20 protein-coding genes and 1 other RNA gene are annotated in these 22,359 nt (G+C 33.7%); 8 read left to right on the forward strand and 13 right to left on the reverse strand.

Going from position 1 to position 22,359, the window contains the following annotated elements:
* Positions 1 to 627 (forward strand): OmpA family protein (locus E0F89_RS04510; protein WP_165929971.1); only part of this gene is annotated, 627 nt, incomplete at its 5' end.
* A gap of 309 nt (positions 628 to 936) precedes the next feature.
* On the opposite strand, the gene E0F89_RS04515 is transcribed toward E0F89_RS04510, so the two are convergent.
* The 6 genes from E0F89_RS04515 to pyrR all read right to left on the reverse strand — a co-directional run bounded on the left by E0F89_RS04515 (position 937) and on the right by pyrR (position 5,230).
* Positions 937 to 1,440 carry a CAP domain-containing protein gene (locus E0F89_RS04515; RefSeq protein ID WP_131908668.1) on the reverse strand — a complete coding sequence of 168 codons (504 nt, stop codon included), beginning with the start codon at positions 1,438 to 1,440 and terminating at the stop codon, positions 937 to 939.
* Between the two features lie 153 nt (positions 1,441 to 1,593).
* Complete coding sequence (pdxH, locus tag E0F89_RS04520) at positions 1,594 to 2,238, reverse strand: pyridoxamine 5'-phosphate oxidase (RefSeq protein WP_131908669.1); 645 nt, start codon at positions 2,236 to 2,238, stop codon at positions 1,594 to 1,596.
* Between the two features lie 97 nt (positions 2,239 to 2,335).
* Positions 2,336 to 3,241: a ribonuclease Z gene (locus E0F89_RS04525; RefSeq protein ID WP_131908670.1), complete on the reverse strand. Its 906-nt coding sequence runs from the start codon at positions 3,239 to 3,241 to the stop codon at positions 2,336 to 2,338.
* 74 nt (positions 3,242 to 3,315) lie between these two features.
* Complete coding sequence (locus E0F89_RS04530; protein ID WP_131908671.1) at positions 3,316 to 3,648, reverse strand: ribonuclease Z; 333 nt, start codon at positions 3,646 to 3,648, stop codon at positions 3,316 to 3,318.
* A 69-nt stretch (positions 3,649 to 3,717) separates the two neighbouring features.
* A complete protein-coding gene (locus tag E0F89_RS04535) occupies positions 3,718 to 4,644 on the reverse strand; it encodes an aspartate carbamoyltransferase catalytic subunit (RefSeq protein WP_131908672.1) in 927 nt (308 codons plus the stop codon).
* A gap of 46 nt (positions 4,645 to 4,690) precedes the next feature.
* On the reverse strand, positions 4,691 to 5,230 hold the full coding sequence (gene pyrR / locus E0F89_RS04540; protein WP_131908673.1) for a bifunctional pyr operon transcriptional regulator/uracil phosphoribosyltransferase PyrR: 540 nt from the start codon (positions 5,228 to 5,230) through the stop codon (positions 4,691 to 4,693).
* Between the two features lie 211 nt (positions 5,231 to 5,441).
* On the opposite strand from pyrR, the gene E0F89_RS17060 reads away from it, so the two are divergent.
* Positions 5,442 to 5,612: a hypothetical protein gene (locus E0F89_RS17060; protein WP_165929976.1), complete on the forward strand. Its 171-nt coding sequence runs from the start codon at positions 5,442 to 5,444 to the stop codon at positions 5,610 to 5,612.
* Positions 5,613 to 5,706: 94 nt separating this feature from the next.
* Here the strand turns inward: E0F89_RS17060 and E0F89_RS04545 are convergent, their stop codons facing one another.
* Both E0F89_RS04545 and E0F89_RS04550 read right to left on the reverse strand, forming a co-directional pair.
* Positions 5,707 to 7,326 (reverse strand): ABC-F family ATP-binding cassette domain-containing protein, encoded by a 1,620-nt coding sequence (locus E0F89_RS04545; RefSeq protein ID WP_131908674.1) that lies wholly within the window; start codon positions 7,324 to 7,326, stop codon positions 5,707 to 5,709.
* A 188-nt stretch (positions 7,327 to 7,514) separates the two neighbouring features.
* A complete protein-coding gene (locus E0F89_RS04550) occupies positions 7,515 to 9,545 on the reverse strand; it encodes a beta-N-acetylhexosaminidase (protein ID WP_131908675.1) in 2,031 nt (676 codons plus the stop codon).
* A 363-nt stretch (positions 9,546 to 9,908) separates the two neighbouring features.
* Between E0F89_RS04550 and E0F89_RS04555 the strand changes: the two genes are divergently transcribed.
* Entirely contained in the window at positions 9,909 to 11,570 is a 1,662-nt protein-coding gene (locus tag E0F89_RS04555; protein ID WP_131908676.1) for an MFS transporter, read from the forward strand.
* Between the two features lie 120 nt (positions 11,571 to 11,690).
* Here the strand turns inward: E0F89_RS04555 and fsa are convergent, their stop codons facing one another.
* The 3 genes from fsa to ffs all read right to left on the reverse strand — a co-directional run bounded on the left by fsa (position 11,691) and on the right by ffs (position 13,496).
* Positions 11,691 to 12,347, reverse strand: coding sequence for a fructose-6-phosphate aldolase (fsa, locus tag E0F89_RS04560; RefSeq protein ID WP_073353076.1), 657 nt, complete (start codon positions 12,345 to 12,347; stop codon positions 11,691 to 11,693).
* A gap of 136 nt (positions 12,348 to 12,483) precedes the next feature.
* Positions 12,484 to 13,287, reverse strand: coding sequence for an SDR family oxidoreductase (locus E0F89_RS04565; protein ID WP_131908677.1), 804 nt, complete (start codon positions 13,285 to 13,287; stop codon positions 12,484 to 12,486).
* Between the two features lie 111 nt (positions 13,288 to 13,398).
* An RNA gene (gene ffs, locus E0F89_RS04570) (signal recognition particle sRNA small type) lies at positions 13,399 to 13,496 on the reverse strand.
* Between the two features lie 88 nt (positions 13,497 to 13,584).
* Between ffs and E0F89_RS04575 the strand changes: the two genes are divergently transcribed.
* Both E0F89_RS04575 and hutI read left to right on the forward strand, forming a co-directional pair.
* Complete coding sequence (locus tag E0F89_RS04575) at positions 13,585 to 14,661, forward strand: glutaminyl-peptide cyclotransferase (RefSeq protein WP_131908678.1); 1,077 nt, start codon at positions 13,585 to 13,587, stop codon at positions 14,659 to 14,661.
* Between the two features lie 10 nt (positions 14,662 to 14,671).
* On the forward strand, positions 14,672 to 15,910 hold the full coding sequence (gene hutI, locus E0F89_RS04580; protein WP_131908679.1) for an imidazolonepropionase: 1,239 nt from the start codon (positions 14,672 to 14,674) through the stop codon (positions 15,908 to 15,910).
* 52 nt (positions 15,911 to 15,962) lie between these two features.
* Here the strand turns inward: hutI and E0F89_RS04585 are convergent, their stop codons facing one another.
* Complete coding sequence (locus E0F89_RS04585) at positions 15,963 to 16,847, reverse strand: hypothetical protein (RefSeq protein WP_131908680.1); 885 nt, start codon at positions 16,845 to 16,847, stop codon at positions 15,963 to 15,965.
* 103 nt (positions 16,848 to 16,950) lie between these two features.
* Between E0F89_RS04585 and E0F89_RS04590 the strand changes: the two genes are divergently transcribed.
* The 3 genes from E0F89_RS04590 to E0F89_RS04600 all read left to right on the forward strand — a co-directional run bounded on the left by E0F89_RS04590 (position 16,951) and on the right by E0F89_RS04600 (position 20,008).
* Entirely contained in the window at positions 16,951 to 17,982 is a 1,032-nt protein-coding gene (locus E0F89_RS04590; RefSeq protein WP_131908681.1) for a formimidoylglutamase, read from the forward strand.
* 140 nt (positions 17,983 to 18,122) lie between these two features.
* Positions 18,123 to 19,379, forward strand: coding sequence for a DEAD/DEAH box helicase (locus E0F89_RS04595; RefSeq protein WP_131908682.1), 1,257 nt, complete (start codon positions 18,123 to 18,125; stop codon positions 19,377 to 19,379).
* 176 nt (positions 19,380 to 19,555) lie between these two features.
* Positions 19,556 to 20,008, forward strand: coding sequence for an Hsp20/alpha crystallin family protein (locus E0F89_RS04600; protein ID WP_131908683.1), 453 nt, complete (start codon positions 19,556 to 19,558; stop codon positions 20,006 to 20,008).
* Positions 20,009 to 20,131: 123 nt separating this feature from the next.
* Here the strand turns inward: E0F89_RS04600 and E0F89_RS04605 are convergent, their stop codons facing one another.
* Positions 20,132 to 22,324, reverse strand: coding sequence for a response regulator (locus E0F89_RS04605; RefSeq protein WP_131908684.1), 2,193 nt, complete (start codon positions 22,322 to 22,324; stop codon positions 20,132 to 20,134).
* Positions 22,325 to 22,359: the final 35 nt, after the last annotated feature.

Here is a 22,359-nt window from a genome sequence, read left to right on the forward strand (position 1 = left end):
ACCGATATAGCTACTACAGAAGTACTTCCAAATGCTAAATTAACCTTATACGACAGTCAGTTTAATATGGTTAGTACAACTACTTCTGATGACAAAGGCAATTATACTTTTGCTGTAGAATGTGGACAAAACTACAGTGTCAGAGCTGAAAAAGCAGACTACACCACCAAAGAAGAAAAAATAACTATTGCAACAGTCAATGGAAAAACCCACTTGCCAATCGCTTTGGAAAAAGCACAATGTAAAGTAACTATTGGTGATGATTTGGGTAAATGCTTCAACATAAAAATGATTTATTTTGATTTTGATAAATCTAATATTAGAGTAGAAGCCGCTCTGGATTTAGAGAAAATATTAGATGTTTTAAACCAAAATCCAACGATGAAACTCGACATCAGATCGCATACCGATAGTCGTGGAACTTTTAAATACAATGAATCTTTATCACAAAGAAGAGCTAAATCAACCATCAGCTGGTTAATCAAAAACGGAGTCGATAAAAGCCGATTGACCGGCAAAGGATACGGAGAAAACCAACTTGTAAATCAGTGTAAAGACGATGTGAATTGCACCGAGGAAGAACATCAACTCAACAGACGAAGCGAGTTTATTATTACTGCTCTTTAACTATACTAATTCACATAAAATATGAGGCTGCCCGATAAAGGCAGCCTCTTTTTATATAACTACTTTTAAAATTAAATACAGATTGATATAAAATTAGTTATTTTTTTACAAGAAATTGAATCCGCCGCTTGTAAATTAATAAGAGTACAATTCAAAAAAAGACCGTTGAAATCGATTATGTAAACATTTAAATAATCAGGTGTCATTAATGCTAATGCTTTATTTTCAATGGATTTTCATTATAAATCTTATAAAATATAAAAGGCTGTCTTCTGGGGAAAAGACAGCCTTTTAATAAAAAAAACTAAATTATATTTTGGCGAAGATATTAGTATAATACTTTTTACCAGTCACAGGATTCTCTTTTATTGCAATTCCAAAATGAGTGAAATTACCTTCAATGTTTTCTTTATGACCCGGACTTGCTAACCAAGCAGTCAAAACTGACTGCGGTGTATTAAAATTAAAAGCAATATTTTCACTTACGGTTTTTGCACCTAAAGTTTTAATAATATCTTCCGAGCGAGCCACAAAATCATTATGATTTACTACATTATTTGCGATCATATAGTCATTATGCTCTTCCGACTTGACGGACATGTAATTAATTTTTTCCAGCGGATTTAAGCCAACACTAATTCTGTGGGCATTTATCAAATTCATAGTTTCTAATTCAATAGTATTATAAGAATAAGTAACTGATTTTTGTACTGTAGTATTTACAGGTTGAGTTTCAGAAGCATCTGAGGAACAAGAATTCATAGTCCATAAAAAAGGCACAAGTAATAACGCACTAAGTAGATTTTGCTTCATAATAAAAGGATTTGAGTTTAAAGTAGATTGTGGGGCAAACTTCTTTAAGATCTATTTATATTTCTAAAACAAACATACATTTAATATCGTCAAAATACCAAAAAAAATCGATGAACTACATAATGAAAATGATAAATACATTTTTTTCTTACATTAAGGCGACAGTCGATCTATTTTCCATGAAAAATCTTGTTGACTGCTGTAACGAATTCTGTCGTGTAATCTATTAGCTCTTCCTTGCCAAAACTCAACCTCTAAGGGAGTTACTAAAAATCCACCCCAATGTTGCGGCCTTGGAATTACCATACTTTCAAAATCTTTTTCTAATTGTTTTAGGCTTTCTTCTAGATATTCTCGCGAGGGCACGACTTCACTTTGGTTTGATACAATAGCGCCCAATTTACTTCCTTCAGGCCTTGATGCAAAATAATTATCTGAAATAGTTTCGCTAGTTTTATGCGCAATCCCTTTTATGATGACCTGTCGCTCCATAGAGTGCCAAAAAAAAGACAGGCAAACATGTGGATTGTTCGTAATGGACCTTCCCTTCTCGGAATTATAATTAGTGTAAAAAATGAAACCTTCTTCAGTAAACTTTTTTAACAAGACAACTCTAGATTTTGGAAAACCATCTAAACCAATTGTTGCAACCGTCATAGCATTTACTTCGCTATCGCCACCAAAATCTTCTACTTCATGAAACCATCTGTTAAACAAGTTAATTGGATCTTCGGGAATATTAGATTCCAGCAACTCGCTCTTCTCGTATGATTTTCTGTAATTACTTAAGTCATTCATAATTTTGTTTTTTAAAAACGTTTTAGAGATGAATAATTCGATTCTAATAATCAAAAAATCCAAATTGCAATTTTTATAATCTAAATTGATTTTTTACTTAAAATTCAAAGCTTTTCCCATCATCAGCTAAAAGTACTTCAGAAAAAATAGTTTCGGCTTCTTCTTTAAACAATTCGATACTTTCATATCGCGTAGAATAATGTCCTAAAATTAATTGTTTAGCATTGGCTTTAAAAGCAATTGTTGCCGCTTCTTTAGCAGTAGAATGTAATGTTTTTTTGGCCAGATTTTCCTCAGATTGCAGGAAAGTAGACTCATGGTACAGCACATCTATATTTTCTATAATCGGAAGCATTGCTTCATTGTAAACTGTATCCGAACAAAAAGCATAATTTTTTGCCGGAACAGGATCAAATGTCAATTTATCGTTTTCAATTATTCTTCCGTCTTCCAGCGTGATGTCTTTTCCGTTTTTTATTATTTGATAATAACAACTTTCGATTTCATAATTTTGAACGGCATCTAAATTAAGTTTTCGGTTTCCAATTTTTTCTTGGAACAAAAAACCGTTCGTGTACACACGGTGTTTCAATGGAATGGTTTTCACCAAAACCTTGTCGTCTTCAAAAACAATCTCGCTCTCTAAAGACTCTAATTCATGGAAAAACAAACCGTAATTGGTCCAGGAATTAGACAATCGCAATTGCAACTTGATAATTTCTTTGATGCCCTTTGGACCATAAATATGCAAATCCGTAGTTCTGTTCAATAAGGTGAAAGTGGATACTAATCCTACCAAACCGAAAAAGTGGTCACCATGCAAGTGCGAAATAAAAATATGATTAATCTTTGAAAATCGGATTTTGTTTTTGCGTAACTGAACTTGGGTCCCTTCCCCGCAATCAATCAGAAAAAGTCTGTTTTTTATGTCTAAAACCTGTGAAGTCGGATTGGTAAATGTTCGAGGTGTTGCGGCATAGCAACCAAGGATTGTTAGTTTCAAGATTTTACGTATTCGGTTATTTTGTATTTTGCTTAAATCAATTAAACGGCTAAAAAATAACCGAATAAAGTAATTTAAAAGCCTAAATCTCTTTCAATCTCTTCCATTTCTATAATATCATGAGCTTCTAGCAAAGAAGGAACCACTGTAAGCTGCACAGGAACAGCATTAAAATCAAAATCTGAAGTAACGATAAGGAATGACTTTTTCGCTTTTTTATGCTGTTTTGATAAGGGCGTTAATAATTTGATGTCATTGGGTGACAAATCTTTGTGCATCGAAAGATCGATAATAATGTTGTGCTTTTCGAATGTTTTATATTCATGCGTAACTTTCATTAAAAAAGAAATAAAGTCACGCTGCGTATCCCTAATCGTTATGGTATGTCCTTTTTGATCTACTTTCATTTCTTTGATTTTTTCCGTTCAATTTTAGGGTTGCTTTTCAGTAGCTAATTTACAAACTTTCAAGTTATATTATTGAATTTTAGATGCCAAAAGATAAATAACTGCCATCCTGATCGCTACACCATTTTCTACTTGGTTTAAAATCACGGATTGATTGGAATCAGCTACTTCACTAGTAATTTCTACACCGCGATTAATGGGGCCGGGATGCATGATTATAATTTCTTTATTCAGAGAATCCAAAAGCAGTTTATCAACTCCATATTGCTGGGCATATTCCCTTGTTGAAGGAAAAAAATTGACATCCATTCGTTCGTTTTGCACACGTAACATGTTCGCCACATCACACCATTCTAGCGCTTTTCTTAAATTAGGTTCCACGGTAACACCCAGTGATTCAATATATCGTGGAATAAGCGTTTTAGGACCGCAAACTTTCACCTCAGCACCTTGCATCTGCAAAGCATAAATATTGGATAAAGCTACTCTGGAATGCAAAACATCGCCTACGATAACCACTTTTTTTCCGGCTACTTCACCTAGTTTTTCCCGAATGGAATAACTATCCAATAAAGCTTGTGTAGGATGTTCATGAGCGCCATCTCCAGCGTTTACGATACTGGCTTTTACGTTTTTGGACAAGAAATAAGCAGCACCGGGATTTGCATGTCGCATCACTACCATATCTACTTTCATCGAAAGGATATTATTAACGGTATCGATCAATGTTTCTCCTTTTTTGACGGAAGATTGCGCGGCCGAAAAACTAATGACATCGGCAGATAAACGTTTTTGTGCTAATTCAAAAGATAGTTTTGTTCTGGTGCTGTTTTCGAAGAAAATATTGGCAATGGTAATGTCTCGTAACGAAGGTACTTTCTTAATTGGTCTATTGATGACTTCTTTAAAATGATCGGCAGTTTCAAAAATCAGGTCAATATCATTCTTGTTGATGTATTTTATGCCTAATAAATGATTTACGCTTAATTCTTTCATTTTTGTTTACGATTATAGTTTTTAATAGTTAGCGTTTGAATACAATCTAATTTGTAATTAAATAAACGCCATCTTCACCCTCATTTTCTTTCCAGCTCACTTTTACTTTTTCATTATTGATTGCATCTACTTGCCTTCCTCTGTAGTCTGGCTGAATGGGTAAATTGCGACTGAAACGTCTGTCTATCAAAACCAAAAGTTCAATTTCCGAAGGTCGGCCAAAAGATTGTATAGCCGTCAACGCAGATCGAATACTTCGTCCGGTGAACAAAACATCATCTATGAAAATAACTTTTTTATTTTCGACGATAAAATTAATCTTGGTTTTATTTGCTTCTAATGGCTTTTCGGTTCTTCTAAAATCATCCCTAAAAAAAGTAATATCCAGATACCCCAACTGAATTTCAGGAGTTTGGTACTCTTTTTCTAAAATTTCTTTTAAACGCTCCGCCAAAAAAACACCTCTTGGTTGGATTCCAACTAATATTGTATCTGAAAAATCTAAGTGTTTTTCGATTAATTGACATGCCAAACGATGTAATATGATAGTAACTTCTTTTGCAGTAAGTAATACTTTTTGACTCATAATAATTTTGTGGTTTGGTTTGGCAAATATACAAATTCCGATTTATGATTTTATAATTAAAAAGAGAGAAAATACTAATACTGATATTTCAAAAAAAACAGTATATTTATACTACTTAATTTTGTAACAATCAACAAAAATTATGTAACAAAGACCCGCAAATACATAGTAATTTTACATATTAACGTTTAACATAAAAAAACATAAAATCATGCAAAAAAAACTAACAAGATTATTAATGCTTTTTATAGTACTAATTTCATTTTCAAGTTGTTCAATAATAGAAGGTATATTTAAAGCTGGTATGGGTGTCGGCATTTTTATAGTAATTGCCGTAATTGCTGTTATCGTATTTATTATCAGTAAAGTTTTTAGAAAATAATAACCGCATGACAATAAAGACTTCTCCGTTTATAGGAGTTTAAATAAAAAAAGGCGATTGTTTCGAAACGATCGCCTTTTTTATTAATTTTTTTTTATTTCGTATACATCTTAACTCTCAGTTCCTGCACTTTTTCATCATCAAGATAATCATCAAAAGTCATGTAGCGATCAATCGCTCCGTTAGGAGTCAATTCAATAACACGATTAGCAACCGTTTGAGAAAATTCATGATCATGTGTTGTAAAAATCACAGATCCTTTAAAGTTTTTCAATGAATTATTAAAAGCTGTAATAGACTCTAAGTCCAAGTGATTCGTTGGTTCATTAAGCATCAGGACATTTGCTCGTTCCATCATCATTCGAGACAACATGCATCGTACTTTTTCTCCTCCTGATAATACTCTGCAGGTTTTCAAAGCCTCTTCTCCGGAGAAAATCATTTTACCAAGGAAACTTCGAATATTAACCTCGTCACGTTCCTCCTCCGTTTTTACCCATTGACGCAACCAGTCCACAAGTGAGTAATCACTCTCAAAAAAAGAATGATTTTCTACCGGTAAATACGCTTGGTTTGTAGTAACTCCCCAGTCAAAAGTACCAGAATCCGCTTTTTGATTTCCGTTTAAAATTTCGTAGAAAGCAGTGGTTGCACGTGAATCCTTTGAGAAAAGGACAATTTTGTCCCCTTTAGCCATATTCAAATCTACTCCTTTAAACAAAATATCGCCATCTATTGAAGCGCTTAAGTTCTGTACGTTCAAAATTTGATCTCCTGCTTCACGCTCCTGATCAAAAATAATCGCCGGATAACGACGGCTTGATGGTTTTATATCCGAAATATTCAATTTACTAATCATTTTTTTACGAGAAGTAGCTTGTTTTGATTTGGCCACATTCGCACTAAAACGACGTATAAATTCTTCTAATTCCTGTTTCTTTTCTTCTGCTTTCTTGTTTTGTTGCGCGCGCTGTTTAGCGGCTAACTGGCTTGATTCATACCAAAAAGTATAATTCCCCGAGTAATGATTTATTTTACTAAAATCGATATCAGAAATATGGGTACAAACTGAATCCAAAAAGTGTCTGTCGTGAGAAACCACGATTACTGTATTTTCATAGTTTGCCAAGAAATTCTCTAACCAGGCAATGGTTTCAAAATCCAGATCATTGGTCGGCTCATCCATAATAAGTAAATCCGGATTTCCAAAAAGTGCTTGTGCCAAAAGGACACGAACTTTTATCTTACCCTCAAGATCTCCCATTAAAGTATAATGATGATCTTCAGAAATCCCTAGGTTTGACAACATGGATGCCGCATCCGAATCTGCATTCCAACCGTTCATCTCTTCAAATTGCACTTGCAACTCCCCTATTCTATCTGCATTTTTATCATTGTAATCTAAATACAAAGCATCCATTTCTTTTTTGATGGAATACAATGTTTTATTTCCCATCATTACGGTCTCTAGAACGGTACTTTCGTCAAACATATTATGGTTTTGGTTCAAAACCGACATACGTTTTCCTGGTTCCAAATGAATATGTCCTGATGTAGGATCCATTTCACCGGCAATTATTTTAAGAAAAGTTGATTTTCCAGCGCCGTTGGCTCCGATAACTCCGTATATATTACCGTGTGTGAAGGTAGTATTTACTTCATCGAACAAAATTCGTTTGCCAAACTGAACCGATAAATTATTAACTGTTAACATAAATATTTTTTATAAAAATTTTTGCAAAAGTACAAAAAAAATACCAGTTTTTATAAATTGTAGATAGCTTAACATTAAAATAGTAGTCCAAAAAAAATGGGATAAAAAATCATTAGGCTTGCAGTGTTTTCTTCTTTAAAATTATCCTCTAAATACACTTAATTTTGAAGAATGCTTTATTCGAATTTTCATTCTTGAAATAACTTTTTTAAACTAGCATACACTGCCACTTCAACATCGGCAGGACTTCTCAAATTAAATTTTTCTAATAAACCATTCAGTACGTCAGGATTAACCTTTTTTTTGTTTTCTATGCCTATTAAAAGTTGTTCAGATAAATCCTTTAAATTTTTGGATAAAGGTAAAAGCGGCTGAATCAACGGTGCATTGACACTTAATTTAATTAAATCCGCATCCATAAGAATCCATTTTCTTAAATAGTTGGTTACCAAAGTTTGATTTTCTATATTTTTATTTCCTAAATAATTGTTTACCGCTATGTCGAAATCGTATGCGTCAAAAGCATCTGCAGTACATGCATCGGCAAATAATGTCAATGGAGAAAACATAAAATATTTTTTTCCTCCGCCATTTCGCTTGTAATTTTTTAGTGGTTCACAAACATTAGAAAAATCTCTCAGCGCCTCTATATCTTGATTATTTGAAATGTTTCTTAAGATCACTTCCTTATTTCTTAGATGCATAATTCCTAATTCTTCCAATCTAAAGGATATTGTTTTCAATCTTTTATGCAAACTATTCAAATCGGTAATATTTTCATTAGACCATAATCTTTCAGCTATGGCTGCAGTTCTTGGCCAAATTCTGGAGTCAATGTTCAAAGGCGTTACCAATTCGCTCCACATCGTTGCTTCACCACCTAAAATTCTTGCTTTTTCTTCAGCAGTAAGAACAGTATTTTTCGGAATTGGATCATTCAAATAATGACTTTGAATACTTAGCATTAAATCGATGTAATATCCATTAGATAAAACTGTTTTGTACCCATTTTTTGCAGCAGCAACAAGAGATCCTCCTGGAGAAACGCTTTCATTTACTCCTTTCCAGGAATGAATTATAGCATCTTTGGACATGTCTTTTGTCATTATTTCTTCCCAACCCATTAATTCTTTATTATGCTTTTTTAACATTGGAATCAATTTCATTGTAAAATACGTCTGCAATTCATGATTGCTGGCGAATCCATTTTTCTTCTTAAATTCTTGTATTTTGGGATTCGCATCCCATTCTTTTCCTTGATTTTCATCACCGCCAATATGAAAATATTTCCCTGGAAACAACGGACAAACTTCATCAAAAAATTCACTCAATAACAGATATGTTTTTGGGTTTGTAGGATCTAATGTTGGCGTGTAAATTCCTGATCTTCTCCCCACTGTATAGGTAACTTCATTACTTACTTTACTTCCTATTTCAGGAAAAACAGAAAGCAATGCCGAAGCGTGACCGGGAACATCTATTTCCGGAATCACTAAAATCCCTCTTTGATCAGCATATTTTACGACTGATTTAATTTCTTCCTGAGTATAATAATACCCGTCCGAAGCCAATTCTGTCAATTTTGGATATTTTTTAATTTCAACTCTCCAACCTTGGTCGTCTGCTAAATGCCAGTGAAATACATTCATTTTCATCGCAGCCATAGCATCGAGATTTCTTTTTATAACGTCTACCGGTTGAAAATGTCTTGCAGCATCTATCATCAATCCTCTCCAGATAAATCTTGGGGAATCCGAAATTTCAACCATCGGAAAATAATACGAAGTACTTGTATTTTGCAGCAATTGTAACAGGGTTTCTAAGCCATGCAACGCACCAAGATCCGTCGTCGCATTAACAACTATTTTATTGGCAGAAACCGTTAATGTGTAATTTTCATCTTCATTTAATTCTACTTTTCCATTTCGAACGCAATTTATCTGTAATTCTGCTTCAGGAAACTCATTGTTTTTAGTTATAAAAGCCTGTTCCAGAAACAATCCAGTTCTACCATCTAATCTTCGCAGAAAATTTGTTGCACCTATAAATATTCGGGGATTAGGATTTCCGGTAATATTTACTTTAAAATTTTTAGTTATGGTAAAAGTGCCGTCCTTCAAATTTATATTTTGTGGCCAAGGCATAAGATCTAATTTTTCCATTTTTATTTGGGCATTCGACAAAAAAGGAATAAATAATAGGATTAAGATATACTTCATACTTTTCGTATTCAATGTTATTCTAAATAAATAATAAGATTTTTGTTCAATCTAGATTAATCGAGCCAAACTAAATTTAACTTTCAATTCCAATTGTTAAAGATATACTTTTTTAAAACGTTTAAATTAGTTCAGTATTAGTTGTGCAATTGTATTAGTTCTATCAAAATGGTTTAATAAAATTCAACGGAAAATGCGGAAATTTTTAAATACAAAGCAGCTTTTTTACGAAAATGTAATTTATTCTACAATTATAATAATTTTTATACTAATTTATTTTTTTTTAATTTACTTAACAAATATATTTACGGTCTTGCAGTAAGCAAAGCGATTTAAGTAAAATCTTTAACCAACTTACATTTTATGAATACAGAACAAACAAAGTCTAACAATTCCGCGCTTTATACGCTGATCACCGTATTTTTCTTTTGGGGTTTCATTGGGGCATCAAACGGGATTTTTATTCCATTTTGCAAAGCTAAATTTGGCTTAGACCAATTTCAAAGTCAACTTATCGATTTTGCTTTTTATGGTGCTTATTATATCGGTGCTCTATTGCTTTTTATTTTTAGCAGTATCGCTAAAAAAGATATTCTAAACGGCTGGGGATTCAAAAAAGGAATTATTTACGGATTATTGATTAGTACGTTTGGAGCCTTACTTATGATATTGGCAGTTACACAAGGGAGTTATTTATTCATTCTTGGCGCCTTATTTATTGTAGCACTTGGTTTTTCATTACAACAAACATCGGCACAGCCTTTTGCAGCATCTCTTGGTGAACCTCATTCAGCATCAAGCAGACTAAACTTAGCCGGAGGAATCAACTCATTGGGTACCACAATAGGACCAATAGTAGTTTCTATCGCCTTATTTGGCGTGATTGCCGGAGTAAATATTGAAGAATACGCTCAAAAACCAGATTCATTAGATTCAATGAGAATTCTTTATGTATTTGTGGGAGGACTATTTTTATTAGCAGCAGCGTTGTTCCATTTTTCTAAAAAATTACCCGCTGGAAAAAGTGATTCTACTTTTGAAACGGCTAATAAAGCAATGCAAACCTTAATTGCAATCACTGTTATTTTGGTTGCTATTTTTGCTTATATCTTTTCTCGTTATGAAGACGCTGAATTTATCACTCGTTTTATTGAGAATAAAGAAAAAGATTATTTAGGATTAGCCTTAACAGTTTCTACACTTTTGGTAGTTGTTATTGGTTTATTCTTCGCAAATACAACAGCTCAAAAAAACCCGGAAGGATGGGGAGCCATGAAATACCCACAATTAGTTTTGGGAATGTTAGCGCTTTTCGCTTACGTGGGTGTCGAAGTAACTATAGGAAGTAACCTTGGTGAATTATTAGTAACCGCAGATTTTGGTTCTATTTCAGGGCCAGCTTTGGCACCATATATGTCTATGTATTGGGGAAGTTTAATGATTGGACGTTGGGCAGGAGCCATTACGGTTTTCAATCCATCATCGCAAGTAAAGAAAATTTTACTTATCGTTGTTCCTTACATAGCTTTTGGAGTAGTTTTAGCTGCAAACGCCATTTCCGGACAAGACGTAACGCCTTTATATGCGTACGCATTTGTAATTTTGTTTCAAATCGCTGGTTTCTTCCTAGGAAAAGACCAACCATCAAGAACACTTATGATTTTTGGATTAATGGGAATGACAGCCATGCTTATTGGTTTATTCACTACAGGAACGATTGCAATTTTTGCTTTTATGAGCGGTGGATTATTCTTAAGTATTATGTGGCCTTCTATTTTCTCATTGGCAATTGCAGGTTTAGGAAAATACACTTCTCAGGGTTCGGCTTTCTTGGTAATGATGATCCTTGGTGGTGGAATTATACCTCCATTACAAGGAAAACTAGCTGATATCATCGGTATCCATGCTTCTTACTTTATTCCTGTTTTATGTTTTGCATTCATCGCATTCTACGGATGGAAAGTAATTGGAATTTTAGAAAAACAAGGAATCGGGAAAGAAATAGAAGTTGGTGGAGCACACTAATTTCAACACAAACTAACCAAAACCAAACCAATAAAAAAACTCCCATTTTGCTAAGCATAATGGGAGTTTTTATTTATTCCGAAATCTGAAATCAAAGATCAGAAATCGTTAATCTTAAATCTATTTATTTCCTTTCTCAAAATCAGCTACAAACTGTGCCAATCCGATATCAGTTAATGGGTGTTTCAACAAACCATAAATAGCAGATAATGGTCCGGTCATCACATCAGCACCAATTTTTGCACAGTTTACAATGTGCATTGTGTGACGCACTGATGCAGCAAGAATTTGAGTTTCATAACCGTAGTTATCATAAATCAGTCTGATTTCTTCAATCAAAGCCAAACCGTCCGTAGAAACATCATCCAAACGACCAATGAACGGAGAAACATAAGTAGCTCCAGCTTTTGCAGCCAATAAAGCCTGTCCAGCTGAGAATACTAAAGTCACATTCGTTTTTATTCCTTTATCCGAGAAATATTTAGCAGCCATCACTCCTTCTTTAGTCATAGGCAATTTCACCACAATTTGCTCGTGTAAATCCGCTAACTCTTCTCCTTCTTTAATCATTCCGTCGTAATCCAAAGCATTTACTTCAGCACTTACATCTCCATCAACAAGATTGCAAATGTCAACATAATGTTTCAAAATGCTGTTTTTTCCTGTAATTCCCTCTTTGGCCATCAACGAAGGATTGGTTGTAACGCCATCCAAAACGCCTAATGCCTGTGCTTCCTTAATCTGAGCTAAATTAGCCGTGTCAATAAAAAATTTCATATTATATAATTTAATTGTGTGTTTCTAATTCTTTGGGCGTGACCCTTCGTAAAAACTTCGGGTCATGCTTTCCGCTGTATCCTCGCTAAAAAGCGAGGGATGCCGCTTCAATCCTTCACGCAAATCCCGTGCAAAATTACAACTTATAATGATTCATTAGCATTTTTTCATATACTTTGTCGGGAAGTATTCGTTTCAAAACAATTGATATTTTCTGCATAAAAACGCCCACCTTATAATGAATTTTAGGTTCCCGAGTTTGGATAATCTGATAAACTGCTTCGGCCATTTCATTCGGATTACTGCCGCTATCCACATGTTCATCCATCGTTTTCAATGTATTTCCGTATGGAGTTTCGTAAGCAGAACCTTTTAGAACCGGAGCATGAAAACGTCCCGACGCAATATTTGTAGCAAAATCTCCCGGAGCCACATTAGTAATATGAACACCAAATGATTTCACTTCCATACGCAATGCTTCTGTGATAAGTTCTAACGCTCCTTTTGAAGCCGAATAAACACTTCGATACGGCAAACCCATATAACCAGCAATCGAAGTCACGTTGATAATCAAACCTGAGCTTTGCGCACGCATTTGTGGCAACACGGCTTTCATTACTTCAATTGGACCAAAAAGATTAGTCTCAAAATTATTCTTGATCTCCTGCATCGGAATTTCTTCCAATGGTCCCGTAATCCCAACACCAGCGTTGTTAATGACAACATCAAGCCTTCCAGAGATCGAAATCACTTTGGCAACAGCCGCATGAATCGAATCCGCATCCCTAACATCCAAAGCCACTAAAGGGAAAACCGAACTCAAAACTCGATCCGGATTCCTGCTGGTTCCATACACAACAAAACCTTTATGATGCAGAAACTCTCCAATAGATTTTCCTATTCCCGAAGAACCTCCTGTAATTAGAACTACTTTATTCATGATTGTTGCTGTTTGTGATGCGAAAGGTCCAAAAATAAAAAAATCCTCCCGAAGGAAGACTACTTATTTGCGTGAACTTAGAAAAGAATATGAAATAAATTCAGATAAAAAAAATGGCAAGCGACCTACATCGCACCGCTCAACCACGTACCCTTGCTATGTTCCCATCCTGGGGGAGTCTGCAGGAGCTGGTCGTGTAGGACTTGCCGGTGCAAATATACAATCTTTTTATATTTTTACAAGAGCTTTAATCATTAAAAATAACATTGTATATTGGTACAACAAAAAAAAGAAATCATGAAAAACTATAACTTCCTATCTGTCATTTTATTAGGAATCACCTTAGCAAGTTGCAACGAAACAAAAAAAGGTGAAAATACTTTATTCTCCTTTGATAATTCTAAATTTAAAGAACAATATAAACCTCAGGAAGTTCTTTCTTTGGAAATTTTGAACTCCAATTCCAAAACTATTGACAGCGTTGTCTACTATGTAAATGACAAAAAAATTATTTCAAGAAAAGGAATTGACAAATTATCTTTTGAATTGAAAGATCAAAAATTGGGATATCAAAACCTAAAAGCTTTAGTATATTATGAAGGACAGAACTCAGAAGCTACCACAAGAGTAGAATTAGTTTCTGATATTCAACCAAAATTATTACAGTATACGATTGTCAATACCTATCCACACGATATTCAAGCCTACACGCAAGGACTAGAATTTTACCGTGACACCCTTTATGAAGGAACAGGAAACGGATCTGGAAACACTACTAATATAAAAGGAGTTTCAAGTTTAAGAAAAACAAACTATAAAACTGGCGAAGTTTATAAAAAAGTGGAATTGGCTGACAAATATTTTGGTGAAGGAATTACGATTTTAAATAACAAAGTATATCAGTTAACCTGGCAAAATAATGAAGGGTACGTTTATGACGCAGATACTTTCAAAAAAGAAAAAACGTTTACCTATTTCAAACCAATGGAAGGTTGGGGATTGACAAATGACGGTAAATATTTATACCAATCCGACGGAACCGAAAAAATTTGGATTATTGACCCAACCACATTTAAAGAAGTAGATTACTTAAACGTATATTCTTTTGAAACAAAAATAAAAGCAGTTAACGAACTCGAATGGATTGATGGGAAAATTTATGGAAATGTGTATCAAAAAGATGCTATTGCTGTCATCAATCCGAAAAATGGAGCGGTTGAAGCAATTATTAATCTTGCTGATTTGAAGAAAAAAATAACCCAATTGCCAGACACAGATGTCCTAAACGGAATTGCCTACAATCCAAAAACAAAAACCATTTTTGTAACGGGTAAAAATTGGGACAAAATGTTTGAAATCAAAGTTTCAGAGTAATTATTATAAAATGACAACATTAATCATCAATATAAAGGAATTACTTCAGGTTAGGGATTCTACAATTTTGAAGGTTTCCGGTGCTGAAATGGCAATTCTTCCAAGTATCAAAAATGCCTTTTTGGTAATCAAAGATAATGTAATTGCTGATTTTGGATCTATGGAGGATTTACCTAACATAAATCCAGAAAAGTGTATTGATGCAGACGGAAAAATAGTTTTACCCTCTTGGTGTGACAGTCATACACATATTGTGTATGCGGGAAATCGGGAACAGGAATTTGTAGACCGAATCAATGGTTTGTCGTACGAAGAGATCGCTAATCGTGGCGGCGGAATCCTAAATTCAGCTAAAAAACTCAACGAAACTACCGAAGAAGAAATCTACCAGCAATCCAAAACGCGACTGGAAGAAGTTATGTCATTGGGCACGGGTGCAGTCGAAATCAAATCGGGATACGGATTGACGGTTGAAGGAGAATTGAAAATGCTTCGGGTGATACAGCGATTAGCTCAAAATTATCCGATAACTATAAAAGCAACTTTTTTAGGTGCTCATGCTTTTCCATTGAAATACAAAGAGGATCGGAAAGATTATATTGATTTAATCATCAATGAAATGCTACCTGAAATTGCAAAACATAATCTGGCCGATTTCATCGATGTATTTTGTGAAACGGGTTATTTTACGGTTGAAGAAACCGAACAAATTATGGAAGCCGGAATTCAATTTGGCTTAAAGCCAAAAATCCATGTCAATCAGTTTAACTCAATTGGCGGAATTCAAGTTGGAATAAAACACAATGCACTTTCCGTAGATCATCTAGAAGTAATGAAACCAGAAGACATTGAAGCCTTGAAAAATACTGATACAATGCCCGTTGCATTGCCTTCCTGTTCTTATTTTTTGAGTATTCCTTACACGCCAGCTCGAGAAATGATTGCCGCGGGACTTCCTGTCGCTCTCGCAACAGATTATAATCCGGGTTCTACTCCATCCGGAAATATGAATTTTGTAGTAGCAACTGCTTGCATCAAAATGAAAATGACTCCCGAAGAAGCCATCAATGCCGCCACAATAAATGGAGCTTACGCCATGGGAATTTCCGAAACTCACGGAAGCATCACCATAGGTAAAAAAGCAAATCTAATTATTACGAAACCCATTCCCTCCTACTATCAACTACCTTACGCTTTTGGAAGCAATCTGATTGAAACTGTACTTTTAGAAGGTGAAATTTTTGCATAAAAAAAGAGGAACACAGAATGTTCCTCTTTTTTATTATTTAATTATAAGATGATTATCTTAAAACAAAACTTGTTTTTGAAACTAATATGTCTCTATCAAAAATATTGATATAATACGTTCCTTTAGCAAAATCTTTTCCTTTCAGATCCTGAGTAACCTGAACGGTTTTGTTATCATATTGTACAACCGTTGTAAAACTATATGTAAGGATATTTTCTCCAAAAGATTCTGTTTTTTTATCGCCTAAAACATTATTCTTACTGTCAATTACTTGTACATAATACATTTTTTCTCCTGATTTAGCAATCGGGTTTTCAGGGATTGTAAAACTGACTCTAAGAACATCAGCTCTGCTTGCTTTGTCTGTTTCAATTTGTTTACCAGAACTTTTCATTTTAAACGCTGATCCTCTGGTATTCAATACAGTCAATTTTGAACCTATTTCAACTGCTTTCGATAATTCTTCGTTTTGACCTGTTAAAGCTTCAACATTTTTTTTAGTTTCTCCCAAAACGACAACTGTACTATCGCGTTGCGTAGTTAAAGTAGTATTTTGTTTTTTCAATCCTTCATTTTCTGCCATTAAAACTTTCATATTGCCTTGCAGCGCATTGAATTGAGTTCTGTATTTTGACAATGAAGCTACATCACCTTTAGATTTACTCAAATCAGACATTAAGTTCACCACTTTATCTCTTTCTTGAATCAACTCATCTGACATCGATGTGTTTTCAGAAATTGCAGCATCATAAGTCGACTTTAATTCCTGTAAATCCTTCATCACCGATTCTTTTTCGGTCAATGTAGTTTTCAATTCTGTTTTTACGACATCTGCGTCAGAGGTCATTTTAAATATATAAATCAAACTTCCCACTAATAAAACAGCTAGTACAGCTATCACTGCTTTTAGACTCGAACTACTTCTTTGATTTTCCATTTTTTTTTGAATTTAATTTATTTAATTACAAATTTAACAATATTTCTCTACCTAATAACGTAAGTTACTACAATTATATTATTTTTGAATAAAATTTATTTCAATGGAAAAAATTATCCCTTTCTCTCTAAATGATCTTGCAAAAATTACAAACCACAGAAGTGGTGAAATAAAATTTGGAGAAAAAATGATAACTATCCCAAAAGACAGCGATCCTGTTGAATTTTTGAAAACCTGCGAGGCAAAATATGTTTTATTTGGAATCCCCGAAGACATTGGAATAAGAGCTAATTTTGGACGACCTGGAGCTGCATCAGCCTGGGATAGTGCTATCAAAAGTATTGCAAATATTCAACATAATAAGTTCTGTAAAGGAAACCAACTTCTGATTTTGGGACAGCTCGACGTGAACGAAGCAATGAAAGAAGTTGAACTTTTGGATTTTAACGATATTGACGATCGCTCGAAACTAAGTCAATTAGTGGAAAAAATTGATAAAGATGTTTCTCATATCATTTTTAACATTGTAAAATCTGGAAAAACTCCAATAGTAATTGGAGGCGGACACAATAATTCCTACGGAAATATTAAAGGATCGGCCCTTGCAAAAGGAAGACCAATAAATTCGATCAATTTTGACGCTCATTCTGATTTTAGGATTTTGGAGGGCAGACACAGTGGCAACGGATTTTCCTACGCTTATGAAGAGGGTTTTTTGAAAAAATATTTTATTTTTGGATTACACGAAAATTACACTTCCAAAAGTGTTTTGGATATCATTAAAAAAATTGAAGACCGTGTGCGTTATAATACGTATGATGGTATAAAAATTCGTAAAGAGAAAAATTTTGACCAGGAAATGGCGCTGGCGTTAGAATTTGTAAACGATGATTTTTACGGAATTGAGATCGATTTAGATTCTCTTCCGAATATTGCAAGTAGTGCGATGACTTTAAGTGGTTTTTCTATTGAAGAACTGCGACAATTTGTTTCGTATTTTGCAAAAAACAAAAATGCCGTTTATTTACATATTTGTGAAGGCGCTCCAGATTTAGGTGAAGAAAAAAACAGTCATCTGGTAGGCAAACTTATTGGCTACCTTGTAACGGATTTTATCAAATCTAATAATTTATAGACTATTCGACTATAAAACGTTTTTCATTAAAATACGGAAATCTGACTCGATAATTTCTGATAAAATAATCATCAAAAATATTAATACTATCTTTGCGATACTATCTATGTACTTAATACAAGATATTTAATATCCAAAATATGTTATTCGAAGAATTATCACTTTCAAAAAGTATACAAAAAGCCGTATTTGAACAAGGCTACCTTAACCCAACTCCTATTCAAGAACAATCTATTCCACTAGTATTAGCCGGACGAGATTTAATAGGATGTGCACAAACGGGAACGGGAAAAACAGGCGCATTTGCAATACCAATTATACATCAGTTACACCGAATTGTAGGTTCATCCAAAAAAGCCAAAGTAATTCGGTCTCTAATCGTAACTCCAACGCGAGAATTAGCCGTTCAAATAGGCCAAAGTTTCGACACGTACGCAAAATATACGAATCTGACACAACTTACCATTTTTGGTGGAGTTTCACAAAATCCTCAAGTTGACGCCTTAAAAAACGGTATCGATATTTTGATTGCAACACCAGGAAGACTTCTTGATCTACACAAACAAGGTTTTATTGATTTGGATCATCTGCACACATTAGTCCTTGACGAGGCAGATCAAATGTTGGACATGGGATTTGTAAATGATGTCAAAAAAATTGTAAAGCTTACGCCAAAAAACCGACAAACATTATTTTTCTCTGCAACAATGCCAATTGCCATCAGAGAATTAGCCGAAATGTTTCTGACGGATCCTGCTACAGTTACCGTTTCACCTGTCTCTTCAACTGCTGAAAACGTAGAACAGCGCGTTTATTTCGTTGAAAAAGGCGAAAAAAGAAACTTATTATACCATTTAATTAAAGAGGAAAATTTGACCGATGTATTGGTTTTTTCCAGAACCAAACACGGTGCCGATAATGTTGTCAAGGCATTACGAAAAAACAATATCGCTGCAGAAGCCATTCATGGTGACAAATCACAAAATGCAAGACAACGCGTTCTGGATGCTTTCAAAAACAAGGAAGTCGGCATTTTAGTGGCAACTGATATTGCAGCGAGAGGAATTGATATCGATCAATTACCGTTTGTAATTAATTTTGATTTACCTAATATTCCTGAAACTTACGTACATAGAATTGGTAGAACCGGTCGTGCCGGAAACGGTGGAATTGCTATTTCATTTTGCAGTAAAGACGAGCACACCTACTGGAAAGACATACAAAAACTGATAAAAGTTGATGTTAAAACAGTAAATGATCATCCGTATCATTGGCACTCAGGCAGTCCTGAGTCGGCACCTGCATCCGCGGCACAAAAGAACTCTAACAGAAGTGGTGGAGCTCACAAATCGAGAAAATCAGAAGCATCAAAACAAAACAAAAAACGTTGGTATTAATAAACCATACAAGTAAATTATTTCCACTGTAAGAAATCCCTTTTTAACTTTAGTTAAATAGGGATTTTATCGTTAATAACCTTATTTTCAACGTTTTACGTTTTAATTATTGTTTTTAAAGCAAATAAATTCATTAAATTTGGTTTAACTTATTTAAATATTTAAAACCTAAAACTATGGAAACGTTAATTAAAAGAAACGGCTCAGTGCCCTTGGTAACAACATTTTTTGATGATTTTATGTCAAGAGATTTATTTGACTGGAATGATAAAAATTTCACTGCCATTGGCAGTAATTTACCGTCGGTAAATTTAAAAGAAACCGATAAAAAATTGCAAGTGGAATTAGCCGCTCCGGGAATGAAAAAAGAAGATTTCAAAGTTGAAATTGACAATAATATGTTGATGATATCTTCAGAGAAAAAAGAAGAAAAGGAAGAAACGAGAAAAAAAGATAATTACGTTAGAAAAGAATTTAATTATCAATCTTTTTGCCGAACTTTTGCTTTACCTGAATATATTGATGAAAGTAAAGTTGAAGCCACTTATAAAGATGGAATTTTGCACATCGAAATTGCTAAAAAAGAAAATATTCAGAAAAAAGCAAATAAAACCATAGCCATAAAATAAATTATTCAATCAAATAATTTCTTAAAATCGTTAAATCATTGAAATAAGCACTTTATTTTGATGATTTAACGATTTTAATTACAAATTGTTAAATAAGATTTACATAATAAGGAAAGCTTTACTTTAATTTTTTGATATCAAAATATTAATTATTTCAAATAATTTGATTGAATCAAAAGGTTTTATTATGATATCATTGATGCCGGCGGAAAGAGCTTCTTCGGTTATTTCTGCTTTGTCAAATGCCGTTAATGCTACAATTGGTATATCGATACCTTTTAAACGAATTTTTCTTGTCGTTTCAAAACCATTGATTAAAGGCATATTAATATCCATCAGTATGACATCGAAATTCTCCTTTTCCAATATTTCCAGGGCTGCATATCCATTGTCAACAACACTGCATTTATAGTTATTCTTTTCTATCGTTTTTCTGGTAATAATTTGATTTATATGGTTGTCCTCAACTACCAAAACATTGATTGGTTGCGTTGAAGTCATGTCCACTTGAATATTATTGATTATCTCATTTGTTTTTTCTGTATTAAATTCAAATCCAATAACAAATTTCAACAGTGTTCCTTTACCGATCGCACTATCAATTGTAATCTCACTTTTAAATTGCCCTAACAACTGCTTGACAATTGAAAGTCCAAGTCCAGTTCCCTGATAATCGGTTTCCTTTCTTCCAACTTGCACAAATTTTTCAAAAATCTTTTCCTGATCAGCAGCTGCAATACCTATTCCGTTATCTTGGATTTGAAATTCGATGAAATTAGTTCTGCAGTCAACTTTTGCTAATAAAATCCTGATCTGTACTTCCCCATTTTTAGTGAATTTCAAAGCATTACTGACTAGATTCATAATGATTTGCGATAATCGTAGCTTGTCCCCTATTAAATACTCTGGGATATCAGGATCAATAGTAACTCTCAATATGTTATTATTGGATTTAGCCATAAATATTAAAGAATTCTTGATCATGTTAATTTCGTCAGAGATATTGAACGTTAAATTTTCAAGCACCAGTCTGTTGTCTTCAATTTTATTTATTTGGAGAATATCATTCACCAGTGATAGTAAATATTTAGCCGAGAACTTAAGAGAGTTCATGTAAGGACTTCCGGCTAATTCTTTGTGCTCATCAAGCAACATATTTGTTATTCCTATCACACCGTATAACGGAGTCCTTAGCTCATGACTAATCGTTGAGACAAATTGTGATTTTACAATAGAAGCTTCTTCCGCTTTTTCTTTTGCAATTATTAATTCTTTATTCGTTTGTGAAAGCTCGGCATTTGCTTTTTTCTTAAAATTATTGTTTTTGAATAAAGTGTAAAGGAGTAACAATAAAATGACAAAAACAACCCCAAATAGCATCACAATAATTCTTGATTTTCTAAGACTTTGCAGTTGTACTTCTTTTTCAGTTTCGATTCTGTCTATTTGTCTTTTATATTCGTCTAATTCTAAATTTATTCCCGCTACATTCGCTTTTTTAAGTTTTTCCTTATTGTAAAGTTCCTCTGTAATTATATTGTAGCGCAATAAATTCTCATAAGCATTTTTATGATCGCCCTTTTTCGATAAAAATTTCGAATATTCGAGGTGTGAAAAGGATAAATCTGATTTTTCATTTTCTCCTTTTCCAGATTGTATCGCATTTAAAAATGAAGATGTGGCAAGTTTATGGTTCCCTTTATAACTGTGGTACATACCATTTAGCATGTTAACAGCAGTAATAGTTGTTTCATCTCCATATTTTTTGTTATACTTATTGATGAATTTCAAACTTGGATAACCCTTTTCAAAATTTCCAATGTCAAAGTATGCCCATGCGATATTAAGGTTAGTAACAAAAGTCTGGCTCGTATCACCAAGTTTCTGACTGTACTGGAGTGAATTTTCATAAAATTGGATACCTCTTGCATATTGTTTTTTCTCAAAGCAATAGATATTTCCTAAATTGTTATTTATTTTTTTTTTTAACGTATCATTCGCAGCCTTCTTGGCATAGGACAGGCTTTTATTGTAGAAAAATATTGCTTTCTCAAATTCTGCCATCTCAGCATAATTTGCAGCAATTGTTATATAAGAAGTGGCAACCGCGTTTAAATCATTCGCGTCTATCGCGGAGCGTAGCGCTACTTTAGAGATCCCTAAAGATTTTTCAAAATTAGCAGATTTTAAGTAGACAGTGGCATTGTCAGTTAATTTCGCAATTTCTTTTTTAGAAGATATTTTTGGTTGGGCAATTGAATTGTTAAAGGAATTCAAAAGAAACAATAGTAATACAACAGTACGTATCTGATACATAAATAATTGAATTTATCAAATATACATTTTATTAA

This window comes from Flavobacterium caseinilyticum (assembly GCF_004349085.1).
Taxonomy (GTDB): domain Bacteria; phylum Bacteroidota; class Bacteroidia; order Flavobacteriales; family Flavobacteriaceae; genus Flavobacterium; species Flavobacterium caseinilyticum.

Coding starts and splice junctions, on each gene's coding strand:
- E0F89_RS17060 (WP_165929976.1), top strand. CDS start 5,442: ATGCAAAAAAAACTAACAAGATTATTAATGCTTTTTATAGTACTAATT.
- E0F89_RS04530 (WP_131908671.1), bottom strand. CDS start 3,648: ATGAAAGTAGATCAAAAAGGACATACCATAACGATTAGGGATACGCAG.
- E0F89_RS04605 (WP_131908684.1), bottom strand. CDS start 22,324: ATGTATCAGATACGTACTGTTGTATTACTATTGTTTCTTTTGAATTCC.
- E0F89_RS04600 (WP_131908683.1), top strand. CDS start 19,556: ATGGAAACGTTAATTAAAAGAAACGGCTCAGTGCCCTTGGTAACAACA.
- hutI (WP_131908679.1), top strand. CDS start 14,672: ATGACAACATTAATCATCAATATAAAGGAATTACTTCAGGTTAGGGAT.
- E0F89_RS04555 (WP_131908676.1), top strand. CDS start 9,909: ATGAATACAGAACAAACAAAGTCTAACAATTCCGCGCTTTATACGCTG.
- E0F89_RS04550 (WP_131908675.1), bottom strand. CDS start 9,545: ATGAAGTATATCTTAATCCTATTATTTATTCCTTTTTTGTCGAATGCC.
- pdxH (WP_131908669.1), bottom strand. CDS start 2,238: ATGAATGACTTAAGTAATTACAGAAAATCATACGAGAAGAGCGAGTTG.
- E0F89_RS04590 (WP_131908681.1), top strand. CDS start 16,951: ATGGAAAAAATTATCCCTTTCTCTCTAAATGATCTTGCAAAAATTACA.
- pyrR (WP_131908673.1), bottom strand. CDS start 5,230: ATGAGTCAAAAAGTATTACTTACTGCAAAAGAAGTTACTATCATATTA.
- E0F89_RS04515 (WP_131908668.1), bottom strand. CDS start 1,440: ATGAAGCAAAATCTACTTAGTGCGTTATTACTTGTGCCTTTTTTATGG.
- E0F89_RS04595 (WP_131908682.1), top strand. CDS start 18,123: ATGTTATTCGAAGAATTATCACTTTCAAAAAGTATACAAAAAGCCGTA.
- E0F89_RS04535 (WP_131908672.1), bottom strand. CDS start 4,644: ATGAAAGAATTAAGCGTAAATCATTTATTAGGCATAAAATACATCAAC.
- E0F89_RS04575 (WP_131908678.1), top strand. CDS start 13,585: ATGAAAAACTATAACTTCCTATCTGTCATTTTATTAGGAATCACCTTA.
- E0F89_RS04545 (WP_131908674.1), bottom strand. CDS start 7,326: ATGTTAACAGTTAATAATTTATCGGTTCAGTTTGGCAAACGAATTTTG.
- E0F89_RS04565 (WP_131908677.1), bottom strand. CDS start 13,287: ATGAATAAAGTAGTTCTAATTACAGGAGGTTCTTCGGGAATAGGAAAA.
- fsa (WP_073353076.1), bottom strand. CDS start 12,347: ATGAAATTTTTTATTGACACGGCTAATTTAGCTCAGATTAAGGAAGCA.
- E0F89_RS04585 (WP_131908680.1), bottom strand. CDS start 16,847: ATGGAAAATCAAAGAAGTAGTTCGAGTCTAAAAGCAGTGATAGCTGTA.